Source organism: Micromonospora sp. WMMD712 (assembly GCF_029581295.1).
GTDB classification, from domain to species: domain Bacteria; phylum Actinomycetota; class Actinomycetes; order Mycobacteriales; family Micromonosporaceae; genus Micromonospora; species Micromonospora carbonacea.
Genome location: NZ_CP120743.1, coordinates 7,710,272 through 7,722,558, shown reverse-complemented (window position 1 = coordinate 7,722,558; position 12,287 = coordinate 7,710,272). Strand labels below are relative to the sequence as shown.

At 73.6% G+C, this 12,287-nt stretch carries 8 protein-coding genes; 3 read left to right on the top strand and 5 right to left on the bottom strand.

Annotated elements, in window-relative coordinates; genetic code table 11:
• Positions 1 to 105 precede the first annotated feature (105 nt).
• Complete coding sequence (locus tag O7633_RS32665) at positions 106 to 1,524, top strand: helix-turn-helix transcriptional regulator (protein ID WP_282325170.1); 1,419 nt, start codon at positions 106 to 108, stop codon at positions 1,522 to 1,524.
• Between the two features lie 53 nt (positions 1,525 to 1,577).
• Here O7633_RS32665 and O7633_RS32660 read toward each other — a convergent pair whose 3' ends face one another.
• Positions 1,578 to 3,161, bottom strand: coding sequence for an arabinofuranosidase catalytic domain-containing protein (locus O7633_RS32660; protein WP_282325169.1), 1,584 nt, complete (start codon positions 3,159 to 3,161; stop codon positions 1,578 to 1,580).
• 40 nt (positions 3,162 to 3,201) lie between these two features.
• On the bottom strand, positions 3,202 to 5,037 hold the full coding sequence (locus O7633_RS32655; RefSeq protein WP_282325168.1) for an RICIN domain-containing protein: 1,836 nt from the start codon (positions 5,035 to 5,037) through the stop codon (positions 3,202 to 3,204).
• A gap of 260 nt (positions 5,038 to 5,297) precedes the next feature.
• Here O7633_RS32655 and O7633_RS32650 point away from each other — a divergent pair, with 260 nt between their 5' ends.
• Positions 5,298 to 7,010 (top strand): trehalase family glycosidase, encoded by a 1,713-nt coding sequence (locus tag O7633_RS32650; RefSeq protein WP_282325167.1) that lies wholly within the window; start codon positions 5,298 to 5,300, stop codon positions 7,008 to 7,010.
• Between the two features lie 9 nt (positions 7,011 to 7,019).
• Here O7633_RS32650 and O7633_RS32645 read toward each other — a convergent pair whose 3' ends face one another.
• Both O7633_RS32645 and O7633_RS32640 read right to left on the bottom strand, forming a co-directional pair.
• A complete protein-coding gene (locus O7633_RS32645) occupies positions 7,020 to 8,033 on the bottom strand; it encodes a LacI family DNA-binding transcriptional regulator (protein ID WP_278134202.1) in 1,014 nt (337 codons plus the stop codon).
• A 156-nt stretch (positions 8,034 to 8,189) separates the two neighbouring features.
• The gene (locus O7633_RS32640) at positions 8,190 to 9,092 is read right to left on the bottom strand and encodes an oxidoreductase (RefSeq protein WP_282325166.1); all 903 of its coding nucleotides are present in this window, start codon (positions 9,090 to 9,092) and stop codon (positions 8,190 to 8,192) included.
• Between the two features lie 64 nt (positions 9,093 to 9,156).
• Here O7633_RS32640 and O7633_RS32635 point away from each other — a divergent pair, with 64 nt between their 5' ends.
• Positions 9,157 to 9,741: a TetR/AcrR family transcriptional regulator gene (locus O7633_RS32635; protein WP_282325165.1), complete on the top strand. Its 585-nt coding sequence runs from the start codon at positions 9,157 to 9,159 to the stop codon at positions 9,739 to 9,741.
• Between the two features lie 114 nt (positions 9,742 to 9,855).
• Here O7633_RS32635 and O7633_RS32630 read toward each other — a convergent pair whose 3' ends face one another.
• Complete coding sequence (locus O7633_RS32630; protein WP_282325164.1) at positions 9,856 to 12,252, bottom strand: ricin-type beta-trefoil lectin domain protein; 2,397 nt, start codon at positions 12,250 to 12,252, stop codon at positions 9,856 to 9,858.
• Between the last annotated feature and the right edge of the window lie 35 nt (positions 12,253 to 12,287).

Here is a 12,287-nt window from a genome sequence, read left to right as displayed (position 1 = left end):
GGTCGCCGCCGGAGGGCCGGCGGATGGCAAGCAGTGTCTGCCGGCGGGGGTCGGGGGGACACCGGGGAAATCCCGGGCTTGGACCCCGGTTCTACGCTCACCGGCGTGTCTACCGAGATCGCGGCCGAGCGTCTCCTGTCGGCGGCCGACGGCGCCGACCCGGAACGGGCCGCCCGCCTGGCCTTCCGGGCGTTCGTCGCGCTGTCGCGCACCGCCGACAGCCACCAGATGCTGCCGTTCCTGGCCCGCGCGCGGAAGGCGCACGGCGCGATCCGCTCGCCACGGACAGAGTTGATCTACTGCACGCTCGCGGGGACCGCGGCGACCCGGGCCGGCCTCGCCGACGGACCGGAATACCTCGACAGCGCTTTGCGGATCTTCGACCAGAACGCCTTCGGCGACGACCCGGTGCTTGTCGAGTGCGCGCTGACGGCGGCGCTGACCCTGATGCGCCCGCACGAGGCGCGGCGCTTCGCCCCGCTGGTCGACGCCCTCGACCTGACGCCGGTGGACCGGGCCCGGCTGCTCGCGATGATCGGGGCCGGCGACGCGTGGGCCGGGCACCTGGTGCGGGGGCAGGCCGAGCTGCGGGAGGCGGTGCGCCTCGCCGCGCTCTGCGACAGCCTGGACGTGCAGGCCGAGGCGACGTCGTGGCTGGCCAAGTGCGACGCGCTCCGGGGTGACCTGGACGAGGCGGCGGACCATCTCGACCAGGCCCGGGGCCTCGCGGCGCGGGTCGGTTCGGCCTGGGTAGCCCGGCATCTGCCCGAGTGCACGGTCGCGTTGGCGTTCGCGCGCGGCGACCACGACGCGTGGGTGGGGCTGCTCGAACTGGTGGTGGCCACCGACGCCGGAGTGACCGCCGGCCTGCAACACGAGCACCGCTGGGAGCTGGCCACCCACCACGCCCTCGCCGGCCGGCCCCGGCTGGCCGCCACCCTGCTCGCCGACGTCGCCGACCCGCCCGACTCCTGGCCGGGCGGCCCGGTGCTGCCGGCGTGGCGGGCCTGGATCCTCGATCCGGACTCGCCCGCGACCACGGCCGCGCTCACGGCCGCGCTGGGGAGGCTGACCCGCCCCATCGAGCAGCTCCTGGCGGCCCGCGTCGCCTGGCTGCTCGGCGCGCACCACGGGCGGTCCGGTCGGCGCGGCGAGGCGGCCCGGCTGCTGGAGCAGGCGTCCGCCGGCTACGCCCGCGCCGGCGCCGCCGGCCTGCTCGCCCTGGTCCTCAAGGACCTGCGGCTGCTCGGCGGCCAGCCGCCGGCCGGGACGCAGGGCGCGGGGTCGGTCGGCGTGGACCCGTCGGCGGCGGCCGCGTTCCCGGGCGCGGCGGGTCGGCCGGCGCTGACCGACGCCGAGGCCCGGGTCGCCGCCGCGATCGCCGACGGGCTCAGCAACCGGGAGGCGGCGCAGCGCCTGTTCGTCTCGGTCAAGACGATCGAGTTCCACCTGGGCAACATCTTCCGCAAGCTCGGGGTGCGCAACCGCACCGAGCTGGCCGCCCGCCGGGCGCGGACCGGCTGAGCCCGGGCCGGCGCGGCGGGGCCCGGCCGGCTCTGCCGGGCCCCGCCGTCAGGTCAGCGGTAGCCGGCGGCCACCACGTTGGCCTGCACCGCGTTCTCCGTCGCGTCGGACGGGTAGCCGGCGACCATCGCCCCCTCGTAGAAGGTGCCGGCGCTCAGGTTCGCGCCGCCGTCGGGCTTGCAGCAGTCCCCGCCGCTGCCCAGGATGATGGCCCCCTGCTTCTTCATCGGGCTGTATCCGGGCGGGAGCGCGCCGTCCCAGAGCGTGTAGAGGCCGCCCGACTGGGCGTTGCTGCCCTTGATCGCGAAGCGGGTCGTGCCGTTGTTCTTCAGCGTCGCCGTGACGAACTTGCTGGTGAACGCCCGCTGGTTGGGGTTCCAGGAGCTGCTCCCGCCGGGGAACAGCCCCCATTCGAGGTCCGCCTGCACCCACGGGCCGGTGCCGGAGCAGCCGCCGAACCAGCACTGGGTGCCGAAGTTGATGGCGTCCATGGCCCCGGCGGCGTCGGCCTTCCTCGTCGTCTCGCTGTTGCCGTAGTCGAAGCAGCAGCCGTTGTTGACGTGGGTGCCGCTGGTCACCATGTACATGCCCTCGGGCGCGGCGCCGGTGGGCACGCCGGTCAGGTGGCCGTCGCGCCAGTAGCTGTTGCCGGGGTTGATGTAGAGCGAGTACGCCTTGGCGCCGCCCACCGTGAGCGACTCCGAGGTGGCGACCGCCGGCCTGCTCTGCGGCGAGCCCGGCACCACGCTCGACCCCTGGTACCACAGGTCGTTGCCGCGCCCGGACTGGTCGTAGACGACCGTGATCACGCAGGTCGTGCCGGCGCAGAACGAGTCCTGCGTCGCCGCGTTGGCGGTGCCGCCCGCGCCCGACAGGCCGATGTTGCGGGTCGTGTTGTCCGACGAGCGCCGGACCTGGTAGAGGTTGCCGTTGTACGCCGCGTAGAGCGCCCGCGTCGTGCTGTGCGCCGCCACGCACGGGGTGCCGCCGGAGGCGTAGATGTCGCAGGGCCGCCCTCCGGGCGGCGGCGGGGCCGTCGTCGGCGGGGTCGTCGTCGGCGGGGTCGTCGGCGACGTCCACTGCTGGTTGGCGCCGCCGTTGCACGCCCAGAGGATGAGCTTCGTGCCGTTGGCCGTGCCGGCGCTGTTGGCGTCCAGGCACAACCCGGACTGCACCCCGGTGATCGTGCCGTTGGCGTTGACGTTCCACTGCTGGTTGGCCTGGCCGTTGCAGTCCCAGATGATGGCCGCCGTGCCGTTGGCGGTGCCCTGGCCGGAGGCGTCCAGGCACTTGGTGCCGTACACCGTGAGCTGCCGGCCCGACGTCCAGGTCCAGGTCTGGTTGGCGCCGCCCTGGCAGTCCCACAGTTGGGTCTGGATGCCGTTGGTGGTGCTGGAGTTGGGAACCTCGGCGCACCGGCCGGACTGGACGCCCACGACCGGGGTGCTCTGCCCCGGCTCGATGGCGGCCGCCGCCGACGCCGCCTCGGCGGCCGGGAAGAGGGCGGCGGGCGCGGCGCCGCCGACGACGAGGAGGCCGAGCAGCGCGCCGGCCAGGACGCCGAGGCGGCGCGGGCGACGCCGCCTCGGCACGGGTGCGCGGGCCGGTCCTGGCCCGCTGGGGGACGGGGTTCGCACGGGGTGGCTCCTTCCGGGGGTGGGGGTGGGGCGGGACGGGCTACCGGCCCCAGATCCGCCAGGTCTGGTTCAGCGGGCTGCTCTGGCCGACCGGTTTGCAGGTCCACTGGAGGATCCGCGCCCCGGCGGCGGTGGAGACCCCGTTGACGTCGACGCACTTGCCGCTGTGCCGGGCGACGAGCTGGTAGTCGTGCGGGTCGTTGCCGCCGTAGGTCACCCTGCGGAGGGCGAACTGCTGGCTGGGGCTGTTCTGGCAGGTCCACTGCTGCACGGCCGCGCCGTCGGCGGTGGACGCCCCGCTGACGTCGAGGCACTTGCCGCTGCCCTGGTTGACCACGGTGTAGGTGTTGGCCACCCCGTCGACCGGGCGGAAGTTCCACAGCTGCTGGTCCCCGCCCTCGCAGGGGTACTGCTGCTGGGGGTTGCCGTCGGCGGCGCTGAGCCCGGTGTTGTCCAGGCACTGCTGGGAGTGCTGGGCCACCGCCACCGACTGGAAGCCGGTGTCCGAGGGCGGCAGCAGGGTGACGGTGTAGGTGTCGGTCTGGTTGCCGTACGGCAGGGTCACGGCGACGTTGTTGTTGGCCACGCCGACCACGCTGTTCGAGACCGTGACCGGTCCCTGCACCGCCCCGCCGTTGTTGTGGGGGATGCGCTGCGTGAGGACCCGCACCTGGTTGTTCTGCACGATGCCGCTGGTGGTGTCCAGCCGTTGCAGGTTGACGGTGAGGTTGCCGGTGGTGCGCCCGCCACCGACGAGGACCTTCGCCGCGCCGGTGGCCTTGGTGGCGTACGCGTCGTAGGACTGGCTGGCGGTCACCGCGACGGCCTGCCCGGTCTGCGAGGCGTAGTAGCGGTAGGCCCACCACTCGCCCTTGGGCTGGTGCTGGCCGGCGGAGTTGCGGACCAGCAGGTTGCCGAGGTCGTTGTGCAGGTTGCCGCCGCCGGCCCAGTTGGCCCGCAGGCCGTCCGCGCGGGCCCGTTCCAGGCGCGCGATGTACCAGGCGCCGTCGGCCGGGTTCTGCTCGTCGGTCGCGCCGTACTCGTTGATCTGGTAAGGCCGGGGGTGGGCGATGCCGCGCGGGTCGAGGGTGGCGTTGGCGGCGGCGACGTTGGCGACCGGGTCGCCCGGCAGCGCGTGCCAGCTGACGATGTCCGGCACCGTGTTGGTCGAGCGGACGAAGTCCAGGTACTGGTTCCAGAACGCGTGGTTGGTCGACGGCACGCAGGCGCAGCTCGGCCCGACGATGAGCTGGTTGGGGAACTCCGCGCGCAGGCGCTGGTAGGTGCGCCGCCACAGTTCGAGGTATTGCGAGATCGGGCGGTTCCAGAAGATCGTGATGTTGGGTTCGTTCCAGATGTCCCACTGCACGGTCAGCCCGGCCGCCCGGACGTCGCCGATGAGCCGGGTGAGGAAGTTGTCGTAGTCGGTCCAGTTGCCGTTGTCGCCGGGGAAGCGGGAGATGCCCGCGCCGTCGGCGCCCCACAGGTCGTGGGGCAGGATGATGAACTGGCCGCCGAGGGCGGCGGTCCGGCGGGCCTGGGCGAGGGTGGAGTTCCAGCGACGGTCGTAGTTGCCGCCGACCCAGCCGCTGCCGGGCAGCTGTGCGCCGCCGGCGCGCATGTACTGGAACTTGACGTCGCGGTAGAAGTGGTCGGCCGGGCCGCTGGCGTTCTCGGTCATGCCGTAGATCCAGCCGGACGCCCGGTAGGTGGGCGTGCCGGTGGTCGTGGCGAAGTTGACGGTGATCGACTCGTCGGCGGCCCGCGCGGGGGACCCGGCGACGGTCACGGCGGCGGTGGCGGCGAGCAGGGCGACCACGAGGCGGGCGACGAGCGCACGGGCTCCTCCTGGCCTGCTGCGGGACGGGGTCTTCACGGGCGGCTCCTTGGTGGGGCGTGGGGGACGCTCTCCGGAGGGCAGCACTTGCGAACCGATTCGCAGGGATCGTAGGGCCGGGCGTCGATAGATGTCAATGAAATGACAGTGCGGTGACGACGCCGTTTCCCTCCTGGTAGATCCCCCGGCCCCCGCCACACCTTGACCGCCAACCATCGACGGACCTATCTTCGTCCGAACCGGTTCGTCGAATCGGTTCGCCGACCGCGAAGCGTTCAGAGGAAGGGCATTCGCCGCCCATGACCGTCGCCCCGCCCGGCCCGGAGTTCCCCATCCAGGACATCCCGTTCAGCTACCGCGGGTCCTGGCTCGACATCTCCCCGGTGATCGCCGAGAAGACGTACGCCGACGACCTGCACCTGGTCTCGCACCAGACCGGGCTGCACGCCGTGCTGCGCCTGACCCCCGCCGGGTCCGACGCCACGGTCGTCGCCACCCCCACGCTGCTCACCTGGCGCGACGGGGCCGGCCGGATCGAGGCCGTCTACGCCGGGCCGGACACCCTGCGGCTGCGGGGCCGGCGGCTCGGGCTGCGGATCGCCGCGGCGGCGGCCACCCTCACCCCGTTCAGCGGCACCTACCTCTACCTCGACCCGCTCGACGGCTCGCACGTGTTCACCTCGTACGAGACCGGTCGCCGCTACCGGGTCACCGTGCTCTCCGGCGCGCTGCGGCGGACCGGGGGCGTCGAGGCGCTCGGCACCGCCGACCGGTTCCTCGACCTCCCCGGCGACCAGCCGTGGGAGGTCGCGATCGAGGAGTACGCGACCGCCCGTGCGCCGCACGCCGCGACCGCCGCCTTCGACCGGCTGCACCACGACCGCAGCACCGAGTTCGCCGCCTTCGTCGACGCGGTCGCGCCGTGGCGCGGCCCGGACACCCCGGCCGCCGACCTGGCCGCGTACGTGCTGTGGTCGGCCACCGTAGCCCCCGCGGGCTTCGTCACCCGGCCCGCCGTGCTGATGTCCAAGCACTGGATGGACAAGGTGTGGAGCTGGGACCACTGCTTCAACGCGATCGCCCTGGCCGCCGGCGAGCCGGAGCTGGCCTGGCACCAGTTCCACCTGCCCTTCGACCACCAGGACCCGGCCGGCGCCCTGCCCGACTCCGTCACCCACTCCGAGGTCCTGCACAACTACGTCAAGCCGCCCATCCACGGCTGGGCCCTGCGACGCCTGCGCCGCCGCCTGCCCGCGCCGCCGGACCGGGCGGCGCTGGCCCAGACGTACGAGCGGCTGGCCCGCTGGACCGGGTTCTGGCTGGACGGGCGCCGGGCCCCCGGCCAGGACCTGCCCCACTACCAGCACGGCAACGACAGCGGCTGGGACAACGCCACCACCTTCGACGGCGGGCGGGTCGTGCAGACCGCCGACCTCGCCGCGTTCCTGGTCGCGCAGCTGCGCTGCCTGGCCGACCTCGCCACCGAGCTGGGCGAGCCCGCCGGCCGCTGGTCCGCCGAGGCCGACCGGATCCGCGCGGCCCTGCTCCGCGACCTGTGGGACGGCGCGCGCTTCGCCGCCCGCGACCCGCGTACGGGGCGGCGGCGGGCGAGCCGCAGCCTGCTCGACCTGATGCCCGTCACGCTCGGCGCGGACCTGCCCACCCCGGTCGCCGCCGCGCTGGCCCGGGGCGTCGAGGCCCACCTGACCACGCACGGGCTGGCCACCGAGCCGCCGGACTCGGCCGACTATCTGGCCGACGGCTACTGGCGCGGCCCCATCTGGGCCCCCTCCACCGTGCTGGTCGAGGACGGGCTGCGCCGGGCCGGGCACACCGACCTCGCCGACGAGGTCAGCCGGCGCTTCCTCGCCCTGTGCGAGAAGTCCGGCTTCGCGGAGAACTTCGACGCCGAGACCGGCGCGGGGCTGCGGGACCGTGCCTACACCTGGACCGCCAGCAGCTACCTGATCCTCGCCGCCGCGCAGCAGGGGCGACGGGCCGCCGGCGGGTAGCCGGGCCGGTCAGCGGGGCCGGGCCGGGCCGGTGCTGGACCGCAGCGAGACGGGCGGGTGGTAGAGGCGGTGGCGCGGCACGGCGCCGGGGGCGGCGATGATCTCCAACAGCAGCGCCACCGCCTCGGTGCCCATGTCGGCCATCGGCACGTCGGCGGCGGTCAGCGGCGGGGAGAAGTCCTCGGCCCAGTGCCGGGCGGCGACCCCGGTGACCGAGAAGTCCCCCGGCACGGCCAGCCCGGCGCCGGCCAGGGCGCGCTGCACCCCGGGCAGCGCGGCCTCGTTGATGGTGGCCATCGCGGTGAGCTGCGGGTACGTCGCGAGCAACTGCGCCACGCACGCCTCGCCGGAGGCGGCGTCGTCGCCGCAGCAGACGTCCACGCCGACCAGGCCCCGCTCCGCCACCGCCGCCCGGAAGCCGGCCAGCGCCCGGTGGCTGGGCCCGTAGCCGGAGGCGACCAGCTCGGCGGAGCGGTTCACCAGCGCCACGTGCCGGTGCCCCAGGTCGGCCAGGTGGTGCACGCACCGGGCGATCAGCCCGGCGTAGTCGACGTCGATCCAGCTCATGCCGTGCGGCTCGGCCGTCCGGCCGATCGTGACGAACGGCAGGCCCACCTTGGCCAGCCGGGTCACCCGGTCGTCGGACAGCCGGATCTCCATCAGGACCACCCCGTCGACCCGCCGCCCGGCGACGATCCGCTCGAACGAGCGGTCGTGGTCGCCACCGGAGGGGGACAGCAGCACGTCCAGGTCGTGCCGGGCCGCCGCCTCGACGACGCTGGCGACGAAGCCGAGCTGCATGTCGGTCAGCCGCTGGCTGGCCGGGGGGATCACCAGCCCGAGGGTGCGGGTGCGCCCCTCCTTCAACGCGCGGGCGCTGGCGTTGGGGCGGTAGTCCAGCTCGTCGATGACCGCCTGGATCCGCTGCCGGGTCGGCTCCGACACGGTCCGCTTCCCGCTCAGCACGTACGACACGGTGCTGCGGGACACCCCCGCCCGCCGGGCGATCTCCCCGATGTTCATCGCACCGCCCTCGACTCGACGCCCGCCCCGGCGCTCGGGGGACGGGCCACGCTCCGCGCCGAAGCATAGCCCTCCCCGTTACCCGCCCGGCCCGGGACAGTGGCCGGACCGTCACGCGGGGTTGCCTCCGCAGGCGGCCGGCGGGCCGGGGAACCGCTACCGGGCGCGCTGGGCGGCCAGCGGGAAGGCGACCCCGGTCAGCTCCTCGGAGACCGTCCACAGGCGACGGGCGGCGTCGCCGTCGCGGGCGGCCTTCGACCGGCCGACGAGCTTCGGCGTGCCGCGAGCCTCGAGGAAGCCGCCCGGCCCGGCGTAGCTGCCGCTCGGCACGTCGGCCACCGCCGCGTAGAGCGTGGGCAGCGCGCCGTCCTCGTCGCTCTGCGCCAGCCGGTCGGTCACCGCCGTCTGGAGCCGGTGCAGCAGGGAACGGTCGTGGTCGAGGTGGCCGAGCAGGTTGGTGGCCGCGAGGCCGGGGTGGGCCGCGGTCGCGCGCACCGGCGAGCCGGACTCGGTGAGCCGGCGGTGCAGCTCCGCGGTGAACAGCAGGTTCGCGAGCTTCGACTGTGCATAGGCGGGGAACGCCCGGTAGGGCCGGCGCTCCCAGTTGAGGTCGGCGAAGTCGATCCTCCCCGCCCGGTGCCCGCTGGAGGAGACGGTGACCACCCGTCCGCGGATCCGGGGCAGCAGCAGATTGGTGAGCGCGAAGTGCCCGAGGTGGTTGGTGCCGAACTGGAGCTCGAACCCGTCGGCGGTGCGGCCCAGCGGCGGGATCATCACGCCGGCATTGTTGATCAGCACGTCGATCGGTTCGGCGTAGCCCTCGGCGAACGCGCGGACCGAGGCGAGGTCGGCGAGGTCGAGCCGGCGTACGTCGACGTCGCCGGTCATGGTCGCGGCGGCGGCTTCGCCCTTGGCGGGGTCCCGGACGGCGAGCACGACGCGGGCGCCCCGGGCCGCGAGCGCGCGGGCGGCGGTGCGGCCGATGCCGCTGTTCGCGCCGGTGACGACGACGGTACGGCCGGTCATGGCGGGGAGCTGGGCGAGCGTGAATGTTGTCATGGGAAACAATGTATCCGGTGACAACAATGTCGGCAATGACGACATCGTTGGCTACCATGACCCGGTGCCCGCGTACCACCATGGAAACCTCCGCCCGACGCTGCTCGCCGCCGCCGAGCGCAGCCTGCGCCAGCACGGCGCGGAGCAGCTCTCGCTCCGCGAGCTGGCGCGGGAGGTCGGGGTCAGCCACGCCGCGCCGCGCCGGCACTTCCCCGACCGTCAGGCGCTGCTCGACGCGCTCGCCGAAGCCGGGTTCGCCCGGCTGCACGCGCAGCTCCGCGCGGCGCTCGCCGCCGCCGGGGGCGACTTCGGGCCGCGCCTGCACGCCATGGCGGCGGCCTACCTGCGGTTCGCCACCGAGGACGCCGCGCTGCTGGAGCTGATGTTCACCAGGAAGCACCGCGCGGGGGCCGATCATCTCGTCGAGGCCGCCGCCGCGCCGTTCGGGCTGATGCACGACCTGATCGTGCAGGGGCAGGCGCAGGGGGTGCTGGAGCCCGGCGACCCGGAGCGCGTGGGCATCGTGCTGTTCGCGACGTTGCAGGGCATCGCCATGCTGGTCAACGGCAACCTGGTGGCGTCGGAGCTGCTCGACGGGATCGCGCAGACCGCCGTCGACCAGTTCATCCGGGGATCGCGACGCCACTAGCCGGGCCGGCGGCCGGCGCGCGACGCGCCGCCTGCGACGTCGTCGCCGCCCGGGCGGCCGGCGCGGGCGCGGCGCGCAGGGCCGGCGACGGGCCGGCCCTGCGCGCCCCCGGGCTCAGCTGCGCAGGCTCCACTGCTGGTTGGCGCCGCCGTTGCACGCCCAGAGGATGAGCTTCGTGCCGTTGGCCGTGCCGGCGCCGTTGGCGTCCAGGCACAACCCGGACTGCACCCCGGTGATCGTGCCGTTGGCGTTGACGTTCCACTGCTGGTTGGCCTGGCCGTTGCAGTCCCAGATCACGACCTGGGTGCCGTTGGCGGTGCCCTGCCCGGAGGCGTCCAGGCACTTGCTGCCGTACACCATGAGCTGCCGGCTGGCGGTCTGCGTCCACCGCTGGTTGGCCGCGCCGACGCAGTCCCAGAGCTGGGCCTGGGTGCCGTTGGTGGTGCTGGAGCCGCCGATCTCGGCGCACCGGCCGGACTGGACGCCGACGATCTGCGCGCCCTGCGGCGACGGGTTGCTGCCGCCCTGCACGCCGGCGTTGGCCATCACCGTCTGGGCGCCCGAGGGCCAGTTGTTGTTGCTGACGACCGTGTTGTTGTTGACGACGTTGCCCCGGTCGCCGTTGGTCACGTTGGTGCTGTTGTTGGTCGACCAGTTGTTGGTGACGGTGAAGTTGCCCATGTTCTCGGCGTACCAGTAGTTGGCGGTGGCCCAGGTGCCGGTGTTGGAGAACACGTTGGTGCGGGCGGTGTAGTAACGGGACCCCTCGTCGAAGTAGAGCCCGAACCAGCCGTTGGTGCGCAGGCAGTAGTTCTCGTTGATGGTCGCGCCCGGGTTCGCCGACAACGTGTAGATGCACCCGCCGTCGGTCATCTGCTGCATGACGTCGTGCACGTAGTTGCCGATGACCTGGTTGTTGGACGCGGTGGTCGCCGTCGTGTAGCGGGGCTGGTAGTTGTACAGGCCGCGGTTGGCGTAGTGGTTGCTGCCGCCGGCGTCGTTGGCGCCCCAGCCGTAGCCGACCGACAGGCCGGTGTACGGCATGTTGTAGACCTCGTTGTGGGAGACCAGGGCGGTGCTGACGTAGGTGGTCAGGATCGAGACGACCCCCCGGTACTCCAGGCCCAGGTCGTGCACCCGGTTGTTGCTGACGGTGATGTTGCGGTTGACCATCCGCTGGTCACTGGGGTGGTGGGCGTCGGCGCGCACGCCGCCGACGACGATGCCGCCGGCCGAGTTGCGGGCGATCTCGGAGCGGGTGACGGTGATGTTGCTGGCGCCGAGGCCGACCCCGCTGGCGTGGGCGTTGGCGTCGTTGCCGATGCCGATGGCGGTCTGCCCCAGGTTGACGAACTGCGAGTCGCTGAAGGTGATGGTGTTCGCGGCGGAGACCTGCACGGCGGCGGGCATCTGGGCCCAGTTCGGCCGGGTGGCCTCGAACTGGGGGCAGCCGGCCTGGCAGGAGGTCAGGGCGTCGGCCGGGCGGGCCCAGGTGCCGACGATGTGCGCGCCGGTCTGCTGGTCGGCGAAGCCGTTGCTGCTGCTGGGGCCGAGCCAGCTGGTGCCGGTGAAGGTGATCCCGCTGAACGAGATGTGGTGCGCGGGGGCGTCGTAGGTGCCGCCGACGTTCACCAGGGACTGCAACTGCGGCAGCTCGACGCTGACGCTGCTCATGTTCTGCCCGGCCAGCGGGATGTAGTTGAGCTGCCCGCTGCCCGGGTTGAGGTACCACTCCCCCGGCGTGTCGAGGAACTCGTACGCGTTGGTCAGGTAGAACGGGCCCGCGCGGTGTGGGCTGGAGAGGGTGTCGAAGCCGAACGTGTTGTTGTTCCAGGCCGGCTGCTGCATGGTCAGGAAGTTGCCGCTGATGCTCTGCACCGGGGAGTACCGGTCGGTGAACGAGCCCACGCTCTCCACCTCGACCCGGTTCTGGTTGCCCAGGTTGTTCAGGTAGTTGAGCGCGCTGTTGCTGAACCGCAGGCCGGAGGTGGTGAAGGTGAAGTCGGCCCGGTTCACGGCGGTGCGCGCGCGGGTGGCGACGGCGCCGTTGACGTAGAGCTGCCGGCTGTCGAGCCCGGCGGGGACGCTGGCCCGCCAGATGTTCTTGCCCGAGTCGACGAGCGACCAGCCGGTGACCGCCCGGGCCCCGCTGACGACGGGTCGGGCGGACGCCGCGGCCCGCCACGTCACGGTGTAGCCGTTCGTGCCGGAGTCGGCGGCGGTCATCCGCAGCGGCGCAGCGAGCCGGTAGACGCCGTCGGCCAGCTCGACGACGATGTCGCCAGACATCGCCGCGGTGCGGGAGCGGACGGCGTTCTGCGCCTCGGTCAGCGCGCACGGCTGGCTGGCCGAGCACGCGGTGCCGCTGCCGGCGGGGGACGCGTAGAGGGTGGTGGTGGCCGCGAGGGCGGGTGTCGCCGGGGCGAACACGGCGGCCGCGGCGGCGGCCGTCGCCGCGGCGACGGCGGCCAGCACCGGCCGACGCCTGCTGGGTGATGACGGGACGGGCACGGGCGGGGCTCCTATCGTGGTGGGGTGGCGGCCGG

Excerpts from the sequence above, each read along its gene's own strand:
- O7633_RS32650 (WP_282325167.1), top strand. The coding sequence starts at position 5,298 with ATGACCGTCGCCCCGCCCGGCCCGGAGTTCCCCATCCAGGACATCCCG.
- O7633_RS32645 (WP_278134202.1), bottom strand. The coding sequence starts at position 8,033 with ATGAACATCGGGGAGATCGCCCGGCGGGCGGGGGTGTCCCGCAGCACC.
- O7633_RS32640 (WP_282325166.1), bottom strand. The coding sequence starts at position 9,092 with ATGACAACATTCACGCTCGCCCAGCTCCCCGCCATGACCGGCCGTACC.